The sequence below is a fragment of the Prosthecobacter sp. genome (assembly GCF_044222345.1).
In the GTDB taxonomy this organism is placed as follows: domain Bacteria; phylum Verrucomicrobiota; class Verrucomicrobiia; order Verrucomicrobiales; family Verrucomicrobiaceae; genus Prosthecobacter.
This window is the reverse complement of sequence record NZ_JBGANL010000022.1, coordinates 43,907-64,260: the sequence shown is the minus strand read 5'-3', so window position 1 is coordinate 64,260 and position 20,354 is coordinate 43,907. Positions and strand designations below refer to the sequence as shown.

The 20,354-nt window shown below is 61.6% G+C and carries 8 protein-coding genes; 5 read left to right on the top strand and 3 right to left on the bottom strand.

All coding sequences use genetic code 11. From position 1 onward, the window contains the following. Nucleotides 1-2 precede the first annotated feature (2 nt). The 5 genes from ACILSL_RS13515 to ACILSL_RS13495 all read left to right on the top strand — a co-directional run bounded on the left by ACILSL_RS13515 (nt 3) and on the right by ACILSL_RS13495 (nt 18,034). Nucleotides 3-11,549 (top strand): filamentous haemagglutinin family protein, encoded by an 11,547-nt coding sequence (locus ACILSL_RS13515; protein WP_395732569.1) that lies wholly within the window; start codon nt 3-5, stop codon nt 11,547-11,549. Nucleotides 11,550-11,632: 83 nt separating this feature from the next. After that, a complete protein-coding gene (locus ACILSL_RS13510) occupies nt 11,633-13,417 on the top strand; it encodes a hypothetical protein (protein WP_395732568.1) in 1,785 nt (594 codons plus the stop codon). A gap of 261 nt (nt 13,418-13,678) precedes the next feature. Continuing rightward, nucleotides 13,679-14,761: a DNA polymerase IV gene (gene dinB, locus ACILSL_RS13505; RefSeq protein WP_395732567.1), complete on the top strand. Its 1,083-nt coding sequence runs from the start codon at nt 13,679-13,681 to the stop codon at nt 14,759-14,761. A 333-nt stretch (nt 14,762-15,094) separates the two neighbouring features. After that, a complete protein-coding gene (locus tag ACILSL_RS13500; RefSeq protein ID WP_395732566.1) occupies nt 15,095-16,981 on the top strand; it encodes a potassium transporter Kup in 1,887 nt (628 codons plus the stop codon). A gap of 132 nt (nt 16,982-17,113) precedes the next feature. Next, nucleotides 17,114-18,034, top strand: coding sequence for an alpha/beta hydrolase fold domain-containing protein (locus tag ACILSL_RS13495; protein WP_395732565.1), 921 nt, complete (start codon nt 17,114-17,116; stop codon nt 18,032-18,034). 10 nt (nt 18,035-18,044) lie between these two features. Here the strand turns inward: ACILSL_RS13495 and vccD are convergent, their stop codons facing one another. Genes vccD through vccB form a run of 3 tightly spaced genes read right to left on the bottom strand, consistent with a single transcriptional unit; the run spans nt 18,045 to nt 20,341 of the window. Continuing rightward, the gene (gene vccD, locus ACILSL_RS13490) at nt 18,045-18,698 is read right to left on the bottom strand and encodes a Verru_Chthon cassette protein D (protein ID WP_395732564.1); all 654 of its coding nucleotides are present in this window, start codon (nt 18,696-18,698) and stop codon (nt 18,045-18,047) included. After that, nucleotides 18,695-19,762 carry a Verru_Chthon cassette protein C gene (gene vccC, locus ACILSL_RS13485; protein ID WP_395732563.1) on the bottom strand — a complete coding sequence of 356 codons (1,068 nt, stop codon included), beginning with the start codon at nt 19,760-19,762 and terminating at the stop codon, nt 18,695-18,697. The genes vccD and vccC overlap by 4 nt, the downstream gene beginning before the upstream one ends. Nucleotides 19,763-19,795: 33 nt before the next feature. Further along, nucleotides 19,796-20,341, bottom strand: a complete 546-nt coding sequence (vccB, locus tag ACILSL_RS13480) for a Verru_Chthon cassette protein B (protein ID WP_395732562.1) — start codon at nt 20,339-20,341, stop codon at nt 19,796-19,798. Nucleotides 20,342-20,354: the final 13 nt, after the last annotated feature.

Here is a 20,354-nt window from a genome sequence, read left to right as displayed (position 1 = left end):
CTATGAAGCTTTTTTCCTTTCGTTTTTCGAAGCCTCACCGCTTCTCCCACGCGCATGTGCTGCTGGTGCATGTGCTGGTGGTCCTGACAGGTCTGGCCCCTTCACCGCTGATCGCGGACATGCTGAGCACGAACATCGGGGTCGCCACGGGCGGCGGCAGCGGCGGGACACCGGCTGCGACAGTGCCGGGAGCGGCGAATGCGATCGACACGGCGGCAGCCACGGCGCAGGCCCACGCGCATGCGCAGGACATGCTGACGCGCAACTCGATGGCGCTGGAAGCGGTGAACGCGATGCAGGAGGCCGCGCGTGCCGCCGCAGCGGGAGCGACGAATGCAGGAGCGAACCCCAACTTCCCCGGTCAGACTCTGCCGGATGTGCCGAACGGCCTGGGCGTGGGCGGACTGGACATCAACGGTGCGCCGACCGGAGCGAATGCGCCGACGCAATCGCTGCAAAACGCGCACACGATTGTGACGATCCAGCAGACGCAGCAGCAGGCGCTGCTAAACTGGAACACGTTCAACGTGGGCAGCGACACGACGGTGAAGTTTGACCAAAGCGCCGGCGGGGCGGATGCGGGGACGTGGATCGCCTTCAACAAGGTGACGGATCCGTCCGGCAATCCGACGCAGATCCTGGGCTCCATCGAGGCGCAGGGGCAGGTGTACATCATCAATCAAAACGGGATCATCTTCGGCGGAGCGAGCGAGGTGAACACGCATGCGCTGGTGGCTTCGGCCCTGCCGCTGAATGACAACCTGGTGACGCGCGGGCTGCTGAACAATCCGGATTCGCAGTTCCTCTTTTCCGCCAATGCACAGCCTTCAGGCAGCAAGGGCCCGACCCCGGCCTACACACCCCCTGCACTGCCCAACACCCCCGGGAACCGCATTGGCAACGTCACCGTGCAGGCGGGAGCGCAAATCACCGCGCCCACCTCGTCTGCGAATGTGGGCGGGCGTGTGGCATTGATCGGGCCGAATGTGACGAACAATGGGACCATCAGCACGCCAGACGGCCAGACGATTCTGGCGGCCGGCATGCAGGTGGGATTTGACGCGCACAGTTCAGATGATCCGTCACTGCGCGGGCTGGATGTGTACGTGGGAGATGTCGGCAGCTATGGAGGCACGGCGACAAACGAGGGGCTGATCGAAGCGCCGCGCGGGAGTGTGGTGGTGACGGGGAAAAGTGTGAACCAGAACGGCTTCATCGACAGCAGCACGTCGGTGGCATTGAACGGACGCATTGATCTGCTGGCGAACTACAACGCGGTGGCCAACACGAACTACAATCCGACGAACAAAACCTTCGGGCCGGTTTTTGTGTATCCCTCAGGCACATCCACCGGGATTGTGAAGGCGGGTGCAGGCTCCGTCATGCAGATCCTGCCAGAATGGTCCAGCAGCACCAAGGTGGTCGGCACGGAGCTGGCGCTGAAATCCCAGATCAACATGCAGGGCCTAGGGGTATACCTGGGTCAGAATTCCGTCCTGCTGGCCCCCAACGCGAACGTGGCAATCAGCGCGGGGATCTGGGATCTGGACATGCGGACCGGGACCACCAATCTGGATTTTGTTCATGCGGGCGGCCAGGTTTATCTGGATGAGGGAGCGGTGATTGACGTGGCAGGCTCCACGGCAGTCTCCTCGTCGCTCTCTCAATACATCGTGTCGATCGTGCTGCGAGGCAGTGAACTGGCGGATGCTGCGTTGCAGCGCAACAGCAACCTGCGCGGCGCCACGATCACAGTGGACTTGCGCAAGCAGGGTGTGCGCAGTGACGGCACGACCTGGGTGGGAACCCCGCTGGCAAACCTCACCGGGTATCTGGCAGTCATCGAACGCACAGCGGGACAGCTCACCACCGCAGGCGGCAATGTCACCCTGACCGCAGGTGACTCGGTGGTCATGCAAAGTGGTTCTGTGGTGAATGTCTCCAGCGGCTATGAGGACTTTGGCGGCGGCACTGTGGCAACCACACAACTGGCGGTTGATGGCAACCTGGTCGACATCGCCAACGCTGATCCAAACATCGCCTATGACGGCATCTACACGGGAAGCACCTCCGTCATTGACACGCGCTGGGGCACTTCCGAAACCACGACTGGCATCTTCGCAACCAACAGCCACTACGAGTCAGCTTACAGCAATGGTGGCAAAGGGGGCAGCCTGGAGCTTGCGGCAGGGTCCATGGCTCTGGATGGAAGGCTGACAGGGCACACCATCATTGGTCCCCAACAGCTGGAAATAGCGCCACAGCAAAGCAGTCTGGCGATCAAAATTCAGGCCCAGCAACTGAGCCGAAACCCGCAGAAACTGCCGCTGTATTCTCCGACCCCACCGGACGTGGAGTTCAGTTACGCGAGTGGAACGCAGGCCGCCGTGGGCGCTTTTCCAAGCAGTGGCGGCATCGCAGCGCTGCCTCAGGCGCGTCGTGACCATGTGCTGCTCTCACCCGAGCTGCTAACCACGCAGGGATTTGGCTCACTGCTGGTGAACAACAGCGACGGTGACATCCTGGTGCCAGCCGGAGTGTCTCTTGAGGCCCCGGCAACGGGCGCCATCATTTTTTATGGCGCCAACATCAACATCCAAGGCCGCCTGTCAGCGCCTGGCGGCCAGATCAATCTCACCGCTTACAACATTTCCCCCTATGAAACAGCCCGGCTGACGGCCTTGGGTTCAAGTGCTGTGCATCCAACAGCGAATGCGTCACGCGGCAAGGTCACCGTGGGGGCGTCGGCGGTGCTGAGCACCGCGGGTTTGGTGATCAATGACCGCCGGGATGCACTGGCACCACTTTCAGTTCCTCATTGGATTTCCAGCAAGCAAGGTTATGTCAGCACAAGCCGGGGCGGCAGCATCCGCATTCAAAGCTACACGGCGGATCTCGCAGCCGGCGGCGTGCTGGATGTCTCTGGCGGCCTGATCGCCAGCAACAGCATCGCTTACGGGAATGCTGGTTCGATTTCGATTCAGGCAGGCAATGATCCCTTGATAGGCTCGCTGCTCGGCGGTCAACTCATGCTGGGAGCCACGTTGAAAGGTTTCTCAGGAGCCAACGGAGGCTCGCTTGCCCTGCAGGCAGCGCTCATTCAAGTGGGAGGAACAGCAGGGTATGCGAACACCCTGGTGCTCCAGCCGGAATTCTTCAGCTCAGGCGGTTTTAGCCAGTTTAAAATCACGGGACTGGGAGCAGACATCAGCACAGCGCCTGCGGTCGGGCAGTCGTTTGCACCTGCCGTGCTCATTGCCCCTGGCACAATCATCCGTCCGGTGGTGAGCAGCCTTCAGGCCGCGATTCATCAGTCCGGAGGGTCGAGCGCCATCACCACGTCCATCGTGGTGAATCCCGAGGGCTACCGACAAACAGCCACGCTCGATTTCGAAGCCCCCGGCCTGAAGGACTTCGTCACCGCCTTGCTCAATATCCGTGGCGACATCGTGATGGGAGCTGGAGCGCTGATTGAAACCGATGCGCTCGGCAGTGTCACGCTGCATGGACAAACCGTGGAAATGAACGGAAGCATCGTTACCCCAGGAGGCCTGGTCACAATCAAGGGAGCCAGTCGTTTCCCAGAAAACAACAATCCAACGGTCGCCTTTACCACGGTACATCTGGGTGCAACGAGCCGGGTGAGCACCGCCGGAAAAACCGTGCTGCTGGAGGACCCCTTTGGCCGGCGCGTGGGCTCGGTCTATGCTGGTGGCACCATCAAAGTCGAAGGCAACATCATTGCTGATGCCGGAGCCGTGCTGGATGTCTCCGGCACGAGCAGCGTGCTGGATCTGCTGCCGCAGGAGGCGGGGAAAGACCTGGCACCGCTGAGCGCCGTCTCGCAGATGGTGCTGGGAGCCGTGCCTGTCGCAGTGCGCGTCGACAGCAACGGCGGTCTCATTCAACTCACAGGCAATGATTTTCTTTATACGCAGGCCACGCTGACCGGCCAGGCGGGTGGTGCCAAGGCGCAGGGCGGGACCCTCGTAGTGGCGTCTGACCGGTTTGTGGAGCCAGACGCCAGCAATGATGACAAGGACATCAACCTTCTGGTGGCCCAGGACATGGCGTCATTCACCCAGCCGGTGTTTACACCTGGTCAGAGTGTGGTGGGCCAGCCGCTGGGAGCAGGCCTCCGAGGCATGGGCTACTTCGGGGCCAATGCATTCCAGCAAGGCGGCTTCGATTCGTTAACGCTGGCTGGAAATGTGGAGTTCCGTGGAGCGGTGGATGTGACGGCAAGAGGCCAGCTGAAGGTGGCGGACGGGGGTGTGCTGGCCGCAGACGCCCTGGTGCGCCTCACCGCACCTTATATTGCCCTGGGCAAAGCCTTGCAGCAGCCGACGCGTGATGAAGAACTGATCAATCCGTTCAACGTTATCAATCCAGGCTCCGGTTTCATTCCCAGCGTGTTCAGCCCGACCTTTGGCACTGGCAAACTCGAGGTGACGGCTGATTTGATCGAAACCGGATTCCTTTCATTGAGCAAGATCGGCGAGGCCAGTCTGACGGCACGGCAGGAACTGCGTGGCAGCGGCTACCTGGACATTGCGGGCCATCTGACCATCACTGCGGGGCAGATCTATCCGGTGACCGCCTCCACCTTCACCATTACAGCCTACGATTATGCGGGTGGAAGTGGTTCCATTACTATTGCGGCCTCTGGTGAGACGCCGGATTTCCCGCTGTCTGGCGGCGGCAGATTGAACATCTACGCATCCACCATTACGCAGGGCGGCACCCTGCGTGCTCCGTTTGGCAGCATTCAGCTGGGCTGGGATGGCACAGGCACGGCCCCCAAGGGGCTGGTGACGAATTTGAACGTGCCCGTGACGCAGCAGCTCACCTTGAAGACTGGCAGCACGACCTCCGTGTCAGCGATCGACCCGGCAACGGGTGCTGGAGTCATCATTCCCTATGGCATCGTCAAAGACGGCACGAACTGGATTGATCCCACCGGCCAGGACATCACCAGCATAGGCGTGCCAGACAAAACCATCCGGATTTCTGCGACCCGCGTGACGACAGAAGCGGGATCTGAAGTGGACATCCGCGGTGGGGGGATGTTGTATGGCTACCGCTGGGTGCAGGGCAATGGGGGCACGACGGACATTCTCGATTCAGAGGGCAAGTTTGCGATCATGCCCGGCTATCGTTCCTCCTTTGCGCCGTACGCCCCTTTTGCCACGACGGGATTAAACGCGGCCAACCTAGGCGGCGACAGCGGCTATACAAACAGCAGCCTGAATGTGGGAGATCAGATCTATCTCAAAGGCAGTTCCATGATCGCTGCAGGGACTTACACCCTGCTGCCAGCACGCTATGCGCTGCTGCCCGGAGCTTTCCTGATCACGCCGAGCTCAGGAACACCGGCCGATTCCCTGGTGAAACCAGACGGCGCGGTGCTGGCGAACGGATACCGTTTCAACAGTTTGAATCCGGCGGTGACAGGGGACATTTACCAACCGTTTGAGGTCACTCCGCAGAGCGTGGTCAGGCTGCGTTCCGAGTACACGGATTACTCGGCGCAGAGTTTCATCTCCGCCTCCCAGGCGGGCTTGAGCCTGCCTGTTTCACGCGGCCCCTTGGACGCAGGCAATGTGCTGATCGGCGCGACGCAGAACATGCAACTGACAGGCAATCTGACCGCCGCCGGAATGCTAACGGGACGTGGCGGCCGCGTGGACATCAGCAGCCCGTTGGAGATTGTGATTGCGGCACCAGGAGCACCTGCGCAGCCCAGCAAGCTGGTGCTGAACTCCGAACTCCTGAGCGGCTGGAATGCGGAGAGCCTGCTCATCGGTGGTGAACGGACTTATGGCTCGGGCAGCACCACAGTCGCCGTGCGCACGAATTTGCTGACGCTGGATGCCGGGGTGTCATTGAGCGGCACGGAAATTATCCTGGTGGCAAACCAGACGGTGACACTGGCTGCGGGCGCCATGATCACGCAGACAGGCACCCAGACTGCTGCTGACACACTGCTGATCGCCGGCAACGGCGCCTTGGTACGCGTCAGCGGCGTGGTCTCCGCGCAGACATCACGCACGGGGGTGACCACCTCAGCCCTGCCGCAGCTGAACGTGGCCGCCGGGGTGCTGATCAATGGCGCCAGCATCACCCTGGACTCCAGCAACACCATTTCCCTGGACAGCATCACCAGCCTGACCGGCACGGCCATCAATCTGAACAGCGGCCGGATCTCGATGCTGCTGAACGATCCCGGCACTTTGCAGACCAGCGGCAGTCTGGTGCTCGGCGGCGCCACCCTTGCCGGACTGCAAAACACCACCGCGCTGTCACTTCTTAGCTACACCTCCATCGACCTCTACGGAACAGGCACGTTCACCAACACGGGAACACTGGCGCTGCATGCCGGTGAAATTCGCGGTTTTAACAATGGCGGCGGCACGGTCAACTTAACGGCGCAGTCGATCCTGCTCGATAACAGCTCCAACGTTGCGGCGGGAACACCGGGAACGTCGTCCGGCACTCTGAACATCACAGCGGCCAGGATCACCATCGGACAAAACGCCTTGGTGGTGAATCAATTTTCCGACGTGGTGCTGAATGCCTCCAATGGCATTTTGATGCAGGGGGCAGGCTCGTTCCGGGTCCAGGGAAACCTGACTGCCATCACGCCCTTCTTCACCGCCGCCAGCAATGCCACGCAGGTGTTTGCCTCGACGGGAGTGCTGACTTTGACGCGCCCAGCAGGTGTGCAACCGCTTCCTGGCACCCCAGGCCTGGGATCCAAGATTTCCTTTGAAGGCAGCACACTCACAGCAGACACCGACATCCTGCTCCCCAGCGGTGTGATTTCAATGCGTGCGCTCACGGGTGATTTGCTGATTGGCGGAAGGCTGGATGCGGGCGGTGTGGCGAGGACCTTTTTTGATGTGGTGCGCTACACGGATGCCGGGCAGGTCATACTGACCGCGGATCTGGGCAACATCACCCTTTCTGCGAGCAGCGTCGTCACCGTGGCCGCCAACGCAGGTGGTGGCAACGCCGGCACGTTCAGCGTCAGCGCCCCCACCGTGGGTGCGTCTTCAGGTCTTCTGACCATGAACGGAACACTGCTGGGTCAGGCGGGTGCAGGCGGGACAACGGCCTCGGCCGAGATTGATGTAGGCCGTCTTGCCTCGTTCGACACGCTCAATCAAAAACTCAACGGGGGGATGTTCACGAACGAACGAAACCTGCGCATCCGCAGCGGCGATGTGGTGATTGATGCGGTGTCTGTTGCTGAGGCGGTCAACGCGCATCATTTCCTGCTGAGCGTGGACCAGGGTTCCATCACGGTCAACGGCACCATCAACGCCTCCGGGAAGACCGGTGGGCGCATTGATTTGATCGCGAATGGCAACGTGACTTTGAATTCGGGAGCCGTGCTGAGCGTGCAGGGGACGGATTTTGACAGTGCCGGCAAGGGCGGAGAGATCAATCTTGAGTCCGGCACACAGCGCAATGGGGTCGTGGGCACAGGCATCGTGAGCATTCTCGCGGGATCCACGCTCAATCTCAGCGTCACCAACAAGGACAAGATGGTGGTGGGCGGCGTAACCAGCACGGTGGCGGGTTCGAGTGCGGCTCAGGGCAAATTCAGCGGCACTCTGCATCTGCGGGCACCGCAGACGACAGCCATTAACAACTACATTCAAATCAATCCGATCAACGGCACGATCATTGATCCTTCGAGCATTTTGATCGAGGGATACAAGCTCTATGATTTCAACCAGGCCAATGTGGTCATTCAGGGCGGAGCGGCAGGGCTGACGAATCTAGCGGGAGTAACGATCAAGACGGACGCCTCAAGCGGCACAAGCATGAAGGGGGATGCAACGGCCTTCATGAACAACTACACCGCCATGTTTAACAATCTGGTGGGCGGCAACGCAGGAATCATGGCCCTGGAGTCCCTGGGCGCGGGAGTGGTGGTGATCGCGCCCGGCATCGAGATAAGCAATCGTGGCGGCAATATCACGCTCGGCGTGGCAAACGTGGGCAGCGGCCAAGGCTCGGCGGCGGTCTATGACTGGAATCTTGCCGGCTTCCGTTTTGGGCCCAAACAGGCGCCGGGGGTTTTGACCATGCGCGCGAGCGGCAATCTGGAATTCTACAACGCCCTGAGTGATGGCTTCACTGTCGCCACCAGTGGCACGCGCATCGTTGAGCGCATGTGGCTGGCCACATTGACAGACCTCAACACTGCGCTTCCGGTGAATGTCCAGTCCTGGTCCTACCGTCTGGCAGCGGGTGCGGACTTCACCGCTGTGAACTTCCGTGATGTGGCCCCGCTGGCCGCTTTGGGCGCCAGCACGGGTTCATTGCTGCTGGGTAAAAACGCCGGCCAGGCCATTCCTACGAGTTCGGGGGCCAACAGTTCGCCCGGCGCCAATGCACTGACGCGGCTGGCCATCAATCCGAGCAACAACACCGCCACCACGGGCAACCCGACTGCCTCCAACCGCTTTCAAGTCATCCGCACGGGCACTGGAAACATCGAAATCGCTGCTGGCAGGGATGTGCAGTTGCTCAATCAGTTTGCCACCATTTATTCTGCCGGCGTGACGGTGCCCAGCGTCACCACCGTTTTCAGCCCGAATGATTTTGTCGCGCCGACTGTGTATTTTTCAGATGTCAGCGAGGCTCCGACTCAGAACGCGCTGGGAGCATTCCAGCAGTTTTATCCGGCACAGTACAGCATGGCAGGCGGCAATGTCAGCGTGATGGCAGGCGCAGACATTGTGCACCTCACCAAAGACTCAGGCGGCAACCTCATCCAGGACTCGCAACGCGAGCTGCCCAACAACTGGCTTATGCGGCGGGGCTATGTGGATGCGTCCGGCAAATACGGCGTGACGGAGGTCGCCGATGTGGGTTATGTGCAGTTCATCTACGACGAGGCTTCGTCCACCACGTGGTGGGTTGACTTCAGCAATTTCTTTGACGGCATCGCGGCCCTGGGCGGCGGCAATGTGACGCTGAATGCGGGTCGTGACGTGCAGAATGTCAGTGCACATGCGCCGACCAATGCGCGGGCAGCCAGAGGCACGCCGAGTGCGGCGAACCTTCAGGAGCTCGGCGGTGGTGATGTGACCGTCACAGCGGGGCGCAACATCGACGGCGGCATTTATTATGTGGAGCGCGGCTCGGGCACGCTTGAGGCGGGCGGGGCGATCACCACGAACGCGACGCGCTCGCCGTCGCTCGGCAGGCTGACGTCGGCCAATACCGTGCTGCCAGAATCCACCTGGCTCCCCACCACTTTGTTTGTTGGCAAGAGCAGTTTTGAGGCAAGCGCGCGCGGGGATGTGCTGCTGGGCCCAGTGGCCAACACCTTTTTGCTGCCGCAAGGGGTCAACAACAAGCACTGGTACAAGACTTACTTCTCCACGTATGCGGCTGACAGCGGTGTTTCGGCAACCTCCCTGGGGGGTAACGTCACGATCAGGGAGGCAACCACGCTGCCGACTCAAACCTCCCCCAGCAGCATTCTGAGCTTGTGGATGCGCAACGAGCTGCTGCTCTCTTCGAGCTCAGCAGCGAATTATCAGCCCTGGCTGCGGCTGGCGGAGACCAATGTGGATCCGTTTAGCACGCTCACCACTCTGATGCCCGGCACTCTGCGTGCCACGGCTTACTCGGGAGACATCAATCTGACCGGCCGCATGAACTTGTCCCCCTCCGCAACCGGCACGGTTGAAATCCTTGCCGCAGGGTCCATCAATGGGCTGACGCCGACGGGTGTCTCCTCTTCGATCATCGTTGGCAAGCAGACCACCGTCTGGGGCTCCGCCTCAATCAATGTTTCAGACGCGAATCCGGCCTCGATTCCTGGTGTGCTGACCCCATACGCCTACTACCAGACCTACTACAATCCGCTCAATCCCGAAACCAATGCGGCGGCCCGTGTGACCAGCTCCACATTCTTGAGATCGCTAGATGCGGTGTTTGCAGAATCGGGTTCAACCAGCGGCAACTACGCATCGTCCCAGGTCAAGCAAACGCTCCACGCCCCGAACCTGCTGCATGCGAATGATGCCAGTCCGGTGCGCTTTTACGCGGCCAAGGGTGACGTCTCGGGTCTGACTTTGTACTCGCCCAAATTTGCGACCATTCTGGCTCAAACAGACATCACAGACATTGCCTTCTATATTCAAAATTCGCGAGCAGGTGACGTCACAACCGTTTCAAGCGGAAGGGATGTGATTGCCTACAACGCCAACTCCGCCTTGCGTTCACAGGCTGTCAAAACGGGCAACCTCACGGCCAACAACGAAGTTCCTCTGTCGGGTGACATCCAGATCAGCGGGCCGGGGACGCTGCAGGTGCTGGCGGGGCGGAATCTGAATCTGGGGACAGGGTCCAACAATTCAGACGGCACGGGCGTGGGGATCACGAGCATCGGCAACGGGCGCAATCCGTATCTGCCGTTTGCGGGGGCGGATGTGATCGTGGGCGCAGGCATGGGCGGGGCTGCGGTGGGCATCGGCGGAGGGATGCCGGACTTTGGCGCGTTCATCACGTATATTTCCACGACGGCGGCAGGGTCGCGGTATCTCGCGGAGCTGGCGGAGATCCTGGGGCTGCCCACGGTGAATCTGAATGACCCGCTGCTGACGGCGGACGAGCAGAAGCAGCTGGCGATGGCGGTCTTCTACCTGGCGCTGCGTGATGCGGGGCGTGACCACAATGACCCGAACAGTCCGAATGCGGGGACTTACAGCGAAGGGTATGCGGCGATCGCGAAGCTGTTCCCGACGACGAACAGCGGCAGCATCCAGACACAGGCGCGTGACATCCGGACGAAGAGCGGCGGGGACATCAGCATTCTGGCACCGCAAGGCGGCCTGCAACTGGCCGCCACGACGATCGGCAGCACGCTGGCGCCGCCGGGGATCATCACGGAAGGGGGCGGGAGCATCAACATCTTTGCTGACAAGAGCGTGGACATCGGGATCTCGCGTATTTTCACGCTGAAGGGCGGGGACATCACGATCTGGTCTTCCACGGGGGACATCGCGGCGGGGACGTCGTCGAAGACGGTGCAGTCTGCGCCGCCGACGCGGGTGCTGATTGACCCGCAGAGCGCGAATGTGGCGACGGACCTGGCGGGCCTGGCGACGGGTGGTGGCATCGGGGTGCTGGCGACGGTGGTGGGGGTGCGTCCGGGGAACGTGGACCTGATCGCGCCGATCGGTGCGGTGGACGCGGGTGATGCGGGGATCCGTGCGACGGGGAATCTGAACATCGCGGCGACGGTGGTGCTGAACTCGGCGAACATTTCAGTGGGCGGGACGAGCGCGGGCACGCCTGCGGCGCCTTCGGTGGCGGCACCGAGCCTGGGCGGGCTGGCGGCGGCGTCTTCGAGCGCGGCGGCGGCGACTTCGGCGACGAACAGCCAGGCACCGGCGCAGGACAAGAAGGAGCAGGCGCTGGGACAGGAGCAGCCTTCGTTCATCACGGTGCAGGTGATCGGCTATGGCGGCGGTGATGGCGATGATGAACGCAAACGCAGCAGTGACCAGCCCGGTGAGTGATGCCCCTGCCCCGCCCCGCCGCGGAGCCCCTGGGGCTCCCATTTGACTCTGATTCGTAATGACCCCGCATAATCCTCAAGACCATGGCTTTCCAATTTGACTCCCATTCGCAGAAGCAGATCCCTGACCAGATGCCGCCGCAGGAGCGGATCGGGAAGTTTTCGCTGCTGGTGATCGGGGCGTTTGTGCTGCTGATCGTGTGCTTGTTTGCGTGGCACCCGATGGCGACGGCGGTGCGCGGAGTGCTGGCGCGGCGGAATGCGAAGGAGGCGCAGGAGGCGACGGCGGCAAAGGACTGGGTGAAGGCGCACCAGGCGGTGACGCTGGCACGCCAGCGCGCGCCGGAGGATGAGGAGGTGATGCTGGCGATGGTGGCGTTTCTGAAGGCGACGGGCTCCGACCCCGGCCGACTGGCGCAGCAGCTGCAAAGGCTGAAGCTGAAGCGGCCGCTGACGGCGGAAGAGGAGCTGACGCTGGGGCGCGCGCTGATCAGCAGCGGGAAGACGAAGGATGCGCGTGAGGTTTATGAAAAACTGCCGCTGAAGCAGAGCACGGAGCACACGGGGCTGGAGCTGCTTTCGAGCATTCTGAGCGCGGAGGGGCACACGAAGGAGGCGGCGGAGATCGAGCAACGTGCGGTGGTGATGAGCAAGGCTGAGGCGACGCCTGAGATGCAGATGAAGGCGGCGGTGTCTGACCTGGGCAGCCACTATGTGGAGGTGCAAAACCAGGCGGTGAAGAGGCTGTGGCAGATGGCGGAGCTGAGCACGCAGACAGGCATGGACGCGATCCTGCAACTGGCGGGGAGCCGGGGGCTGACGCTGCCGCAGGCGAACCGCCTGCTGGAAATGGAGGAGAAGCACCCGCTGCAGGCGATGGGGGCACGGCTGATGGTGGTGTCTGCGCTGATGCGGCTGCAGCCGGAAAAACGTGCAGCGCTGGCGGAGACGGAGGTGCGGCGCTTCACGAAGACCAAGAACGGCAGGCTGGAAGACATGGCGTACTGGCTGATGCGGGAGAAGTTTAATGAGCAGGTGCTGAAGCTGGTGCCGAGGGAGCTGGCGGCGCAGTCGCGTGAGCTGTACCCGATCCTGGTGCAGACGCTGTCCCAGGCGGAGCGCTGGGAGGAGCTGCAGGACGTGCTGAAGATGCCGAGGCCGCCGGTGCCAGCGACGCTGGTGGATCTGGCGATGGCGGAGGTGCTGAGCCATGTGCAGCCTGACATGCGTGAGTCCCGCCGCATTTTGCAGGGTACGGTGGTCAATGCGGCGCAGGCGGGGGATGTGACGACGCTGCAGGTGGCGGCGGCGCTGGCGGAGAAGCTGAATTTTGCGGATGTGTCCTGCCAGGCCTACCGCGCGGCCGGGATGAAGTCTGCGGAGAACAATGCGAGCGAGGCGGCGCTGCAAAACCTGCAAAAGAGCGTGGAGCTGGCGCTGCGGGCGAAGGATGAGGAGACACTGCTGGATGTGTCCCGCCGACTGCATGTCATGAGCCCGAGCAGCGCGGTGTTTGCAGACCGGTTTGTGTATCTGCGGCTGGTGCTGGGGGTGGAGATGGAGATGGTGGATGTGAAGGCGCTGATGACGGCGAATGAGGGGAAGACGGCGGGGAGTGGGACGCTGGACCGGATCCCGCCGGAGCTGCTGCTGGCGCTGTCTGCGTACCGCATGGGAGATCGTGAGGAGATGGCGAAGCACCTGGCCTCCCTGCCCCGCAGCGAGAGCCTGCCCCCTGGCCCGCGTGCGGTGGCTGCGGGGCTGCTGTCTCTGGTGGGGAGGGCGGACCGTGCGTTTGTGATGGCGGAGAAGATCCCGGGGGCGCTGCTGCTGGAGGAGGAGAAGGTGTTTCTGATGCGGGCGCTGTGAGTTTGGCTGAGGCCTGTCCCAGATGCGGCAGATGAAGCCGCAGCCCCGGGCTTCGCCGCGTCAGCAAACGGTGAACGTTGTCCGGGAGGGGCGGAGAACGTTTTGAAATGGTGCGTTCAAACGGGTGAAAAAATTGGGGGCGGATGTATTTTCCCGATCCCGGATGATGACTTTTTTCCACCCTGATTTTTCCACCCAGTCCATGGCGTGCGCGGAACCGGGAACTTTGAACACTCAACTTCCAACTCCCGCCCCCTGACCATGCCGCGAGTGATCATGCACATGGACATGGATGCGTTTTTCGCGTCGGTGGAGCAGCGGGACAACCCGGAGTACCGGGGGAAGCCGGTGATCGTGGGATCGCCGCCGGATCAGCGCGGGGTGGTGTGCGCGGCGAGCTATGAGGCGCGGAAGTTCAAGGTGCGCTCGGCCATGCCCTCCCGGACGGCGGGGCGGCTGTGCCCACAGGGGATCTTTGTGCGGCCGCGCATGGAGGCGTATCGGGCGGAGTCGACGCGGATCATGCGGATTTTGCAGGAGTTCACACCGCTGATCGAGCAGGTGTCTGTGGATGAGGCGTACCTGGATGTGAGCGCGCATGCGAACCCGGATTTGGAGGTGGATGCGGCCATTGAAGCGGCGCGGCCGATGGGGGCGGAGATCAAGCGGCGCATCCGCGAAGAGTGCGGGCTGACGGCGAGTGTGGGGATCAGCGCGAACAAGTTTCTGGCGAAGCTGGCGAGTGATTTCCAAAAGCCGGACGGGCTGACGGTGATCTTGGACCGGGACAAGATCGCGTTTTTACGACCGCTGCCGGTGAGCGCGATCCATGGGGTGGGGCCGGTGACGGCGCAGGGGCTGGAGGCGCTGGGGCTGCGGACGATCGGGGATCTGCAGGATTCGGCGCAGTCGCTGGAGGGCGTGGCGGGATCGTTTGCGGCGAAGCTGCGGCAGCGGGCGCTGGGGAATGATGAGCGTGAGCTGGACCTGAGCGAGGAACGCAAGAGCATCAGCGCGGAGAACACGTTTCTCAATGACACGGACGCGCGGCCGGTGCTGCGTGCGGCGCTGAAGGAGATGGCGCTGGATGTGGCGGGGACTCTGGGCCGCCACGGGGTGGGCGCGATGACGGTGCAGGTGAAGGTGCGCTACAGCGACTTCACGACGCTGACGCGGCAGATCCGGCTGGAGGAGCCGGTGACGACGGAGCGTGAGATCTACCGCATGGCGTGCTACCTGCTGGCCCGGGACCGGCTGGTGACGGGGCCGCTGCGGCTGATCGGGATCGGCGTTTCGACGCTGGTGGCGCCGGAGCAGAGGCGGCAGTTGAGGCTGGGGATTTGAGGTGGGGGCGAGTGGCGAAGCTTTCGGAGAGCCTGTTGTTTGGAGGTCCTGGGCATGTTCGGTTTTGCCGCAGTGGGGCGGAGAGGCAGAGGGGGCAGAGTTTTATTTTTATCTCCGCCACCTCTGCTCCTTTGCTTCTCTGCGGCTCAATCGAACGTCTCCGTGCTTCCATTTGGGGAATGATGGAGGGGTGACGCAGTGGGGAACTGCTCCAGAGACTATTCGTTCGAACAGCATTCTACACCGAACTGGTTCTTGCATCTTGGACCGCACTGGCTATCAGCATCAGTCCCTGACTCAAACAGGGCTTCGGGAATCTCCCGAAGACACCTCATGTCAGAACACAAGAACTCAAACAGTTGGACCCTGGCCCTTGTCGCCTTGGGTGTGGTATTCGGGGACATCGGTACGAGTCCGCTCTATGCGCTGCGGGAGTGCCTGACCCATGCGGGTTACCAGCCAGGCCGTGATGGGGTGGACATGATCTACGGTCCGATCTCGCTGATGTTTTGGTCGCTCACGCTGATGGTTTCGGTCAAATACCTCGGGCTGCTCAGCCAGGCGACGGCGCAGGGAGAGGGCGGGATGTTTGCGCTGCTGTCCCTGCTGCGCTCGAAAAAGGAGGCCCTGAGCCCGAAGGCCAGTGCCTTTGTGGTGCTGGTGGTGCTGTTTGGCGCGGCGCTGCTGTATGGAGATGGCATGATCACGCCGGCCATCTCGGTGCTCTCCGCGGTGGAAGGCATGAAGCAGATCAGCGCCACCCTGCCCCAGCACGTCATTGTTTACATCTCCGTGGCGATCATCTTTGGCCTGTTCATGGTGCAGAAGCACGGCACGGCACGCATTGGTGTGGCGTTTGGGCCGATCATGATCCTGTGGTTCGCGGCACTGGCCTCGCTGGGATTCTACCGTTACATCGAGCATCCGGAGGTGATCGTGGCGCTGTCTCCGCACTGGGGCATTTATTACCTCATGCATCATGGGTACCATGGCATCGTCATCATGGGCATGGTGCTGCTGGCGGTGACGGGGTGTGAGGCGCTGTATGCGGACATCGGCCACTTCGGCTCAAAGCCGCTGAAGCGGGCGTGGTTCATTCTGGTCTATCCTGCGCTCATTTTGAACTACCTCGGCCAGGGTGCGCTGGTGATCAGTAATCCGACGGCGCTGGAGCATCCCTTCTTCAAACTGGTACCGCAGCCCCTGCTGGTGCCCATGATCGTGCTCGCCACGGCGGCCACCATCATCGCCTCGCAGGCCATGATCACGGGCGTTTACTCGCTCACGCAGCAGGCGGTGCAGCTCGGCTATTTGCCGCGGTTGAAGATCATCCACACCAATCCGGATGTGCGCGGGCAGATCTACATGCCGCAGGTGAACTTCCTCCTGATGGTGGCGTGCATCGCGCTGGTGATCGGCTTTGAGACCTCCAGCAACCTGGCGTCCGCGTACGGTCTGTCGGTGTCGATGGAGATGTTTCTCACCAGCATCCTGTTCTTCTTTGTGGCCCGCCTCATCTGGGGCTGGGCGTTCTGGAAGGCCTTTCTCCCCGTGCTGGTGTTCACCATCATCGAGCTGGGCTACGTCTCCGGCAGCCTGATCAAATTCATGCAGGGCGCATGGTTCCCGCTGGCCGTGGCGGCCTGCATCTGGGTCATCATGAAAACGTGGACGGACGGCCGCGCCATCCTGTATCAGGCCATGCAGCGTGGGCGCCTGCCGGTGGTGCATCTGGTGGATGAACTCAAAAAAGACCGCGTCATCCGGGTGCCGGGCACGGCGGTCTTCATGTCCGCCAGCGCGGACGGCCTGCCGCTGGCGCTGCTGCACCATCTGAAGCACAACAAGGCGCTGCACAAGCAGGTGGTGCTGCTGAGTGTGAAGTTTGCGGACGCCCCCTATGTCAGCAAAGAGTCGCGCCACGAGATCAGCGAGTACTATGAGGAGTTTTACCGCGTGGTCCTGCGCTACGGCTTCTCCGAGCCGCCGGATGTGTTCAATGACCTCTGCGCGGCGATGAGCGAGAAGACCAAGGTGAAGCGCAACGGCATCACCTTCTACCAGAGCCGCGAAGTGCTGCTGACGAACGGACCCGGCAAGATGGCGGCGTGGCGGAAAAAGCTCTTCGTGACGCTGTCGCGCATGTCGCGCCCCGCCACCGGCTACTTTGATCTGCCGCCACGGCAGGTCATTGAGCTGGGGATTCAGCTGGAAGTGTAGAGCGGAGGAGGTTCCCCTTTTTCGACAATCATCCGTCGCGCATGCCCGTGGAATGATGGTTGAGGTTCCAAAAGCTCAGACACGCGAGGGCAGGCATTGAGTCTCATCCGTTGGAGTGATACACGTTTCTCCATGCCTCTACCCCGCCCCTTCATCGCCGCGCTCTGCCTGCTGGCAGGCGCCACCGCCTTTGCCCAGACGCCGGTTCCCACTCAAGCGAATGTGCCCTACGGGAAGCACGAGAAGCAGGTGCTCGATTTCTACCAGGCGAAAGCGGAGCAACCTGCGCCGGTGCTTTTCTTCGTCCATGGCGGCGGCTGGATGACCGGCGACAAGGCGAATCCGGATTTCCTCGGCAAATGCCTGGAGAACGGCATCTCGGTGGTTTCGATCAACTATCGCTTCATTGCCGATGCGCAGGCGGAGCAGATCTCGCCGCCGGTGAAGGCCAGCCTGGATGATTCGGCGCGGGCGCTGCAGTTTGTGCGGAGCAAGGCCGCCGAGTGGCACATCGACAAAGAACGCATCGGCGGCTGTGGTGGTTCAGCGGGCGGGTTCACGGTGCTGTGGCTGGCCTTCAGCCCGGACATGGCGGATGCCAAGAGCGTTGATCCCATCGAGCATGAATCCACGCGACTGCGCTGCGTGCTGGCCTTCGTGCCGCAGACCTCGCTGGATCCCAGGCAGATGAAGGAGTGGATTCCGAACAACGAATATGGCAACCACGCCTTTGGGCTCGGCAGCATGCAGGAGTTTCTCGACAAACGGGACAGCCTCATGCCGTGGATCGAGCGCTTCTCGCCCTATGCTCTGGCGAGCGCGGACGATCCGCCGGTGCTGCTGTTTTATGACAGCGCGCCGGATCTCGGCAAGCCGCCCGCCAAGGACCCGGTGCATTCAGGAAACTTCGGGGCGGGCATCGCCGGGAAGCTGAAGGCGGTCGGCATCGAGCATGAGATCAATTACAACAACGACTACGGGCACATGAAGTACCCGGATCTGTTCGGTTTCTTGAAGGAGAAGCTGACCCAGGCCACGCCGTCAGCCAAGTAGCACACTCCTTTTACGGGCGGTACGAATGTCCGCGTCCGGTGACGGGATCAATCTGCACGGTGTAGTAGTCCGAAGGCGGCGTGGAGAGATCTGCCTTGTAGTGCTTGGTGGAAATCAGAGTGAGATAAGCGGTGCGCAGCGGCACCCGCAGGCTGGTGGAGCCGTTCGGATAAAAAATGACGCGATAATACGTGGCACCGAGGGATTGAAAGGGATTCACTTTGGCCTGCCCGGTGCTGACGGGGGTCTGATTGATGCTGAACATGGGAGAGAGAGCCCCCTCCACAAGCACGACACTCAGCTTGTTCCAATAAACGGGCGGCTCGAGGGGTGAGGCCTGATTGGTGGCAGGATTGTAGGATACCATCTGGATGGCGTGGCAGCCTTTGATGTCGTCATCGGTGTAGTAGTAGAAATCCAGGCCGACAGGGCGGTTCTCCGTCAAAGCCCGCTGCTGGGCCATGGCGAGCTTTTGCATGAGGGTGTCGCCAGCGGAGGTGATGTTGGCGGACTGCAAGGCCCCGAGGGTGTAGGGGGTGGCGACGGCAATCAGCATGACCATGATGGCGATCACGATGACCAATTCCACCAGGCTGAAGCCGGCAGGATGAGAACGCCTGCGCAGGCAGGAGGATGGAGATTGAACTGGAAGGAATGTTTTCATCGGAGGAGGCCCCATTTCGAATTACGCATGCTGATGGTGGTGGAAAAAACCTGGTAGTTGAGCTGTTCCGCGCGGAGCTTGACCGCCAGGTCTTTGAGATCCTGCTGCTTGTTGTCCGCCAGAGTGAAGGCACCGGGGGGAATGAGCTGAGGCATGGTGTCTGGATATTTCTGCGCCAGCTTGCGAGCGGAGGCTTCATCAATGGCCACGAGGGTGACCGCCACTCTCGGGGGCAGCATGTGCTGGGTCCCCTGAGGGCTGTCTGTGGTCGTATTGAGAAGCTGGGTGGAGTCATAGGCGTAGTTCGGCGCGATCCACCATGGGGTGGTCTTTTTTAAGGCCGCGTCATCGGCGGTGACCTGCGGGGAAATGATCAGGGCGATGATGTTTTCAGCGATGGGCCGGGTGTCTGCAGGTGTGGTGAGGGTCTCAGCGGAGGTGATGACGCTGGCCGGGGCCTTGAGGAACCACTGGCCCGGCTTGACGGAATAAACGGTGTTCTCCTCCGCCGTGGGGCGGTACTCCCAGAGTCTGAAGCGCATGCTTTGGGCGGTCACATGCTGGGGACGGAAAGCATCATTGCCCGTGTACATGATGAAGTAGCCACGGCCGCACAGCAGACGGTTGAGCCCTTCGTATCCCTGCCGGTCGCTCAGACCCAGACGCGCCTGAAAAAACATCGCCTGGGTGACGAGCTGCGAGGTCTGCGCTCCGGGCAGCAAGGTCTGAGCCTGGCCGGTGACGAACTGGAGCTCCGACTGGCGGATGTATTTGGTGGGAGACTGATTCTGCGATGTGGGAATCGTGGGCTTGTCCCCGGTGTTGTATTGATAGGCCTGGTAGGTGTTCAAGATGGCCTGCCGGAGGTTTTCGGTGATGCTGTCAAAAGCCATGCGGGCCTCACGAAACTGCTCGACGCGGGCCACGCCGCGCTTCCACGCACGCTGAGTGAGGCCAAGCACCTGAACCGAGACCAGCAGGATGATCGAGAGGATCACCATGGAGAGAGACACTTCGATGAGGCTGAAGCCATGCCGCCGTAGTTTGGGATGGAGGGGTTTCATAGGTCAGAATGTGGAGTGCGTCTGGATGCGTGCTCAGTCCCCCATCCTGGCGATGAGGGCATAGGAGGAAGTGATGCGCAGCGGGGAGGCTGTATTGAAATCGAAGGAAGGATCCGCCGATGTGGCGATGCAGATTTTCACCCGCCGCAGGTAGGTCTCCGCCGTGCCTTTTCCGGCGCCGGTGGTGCCAGCGGGCAGGTAAACGTCCAGCGGCTTTTGCGGCACATAAATCGAGGCCACGAAAGCGAGCGAAGATGCGAGTTCTTCCTGACTGGTGCTGCCCTCAGTTATTTCCCTGCCTTCATTGGTGAAGTACCGCAAGGGCCCGTAGCCCGTCCAGGTGATCCTGTTCCAGGCCATGGACTGCATCTCGCCGCTGAGCTTCAGCATGATTTTGGAGCCCACGGACATTTCCGCCGAATTGCGGGCCATGTTGATTCCCTGCGGCAGCAACCCGAGCAAGGTGAGGAAACCCAGGGCGGCGATAGCGACCGCGATGGTCACCTCCACCAGCGAGAAGGCGGCAGAGAGGCGGCTCAGGCGAACGATGCGGGGCTTGCTTTTAGCCTTTGTTTTCATGATTTTGATGAGG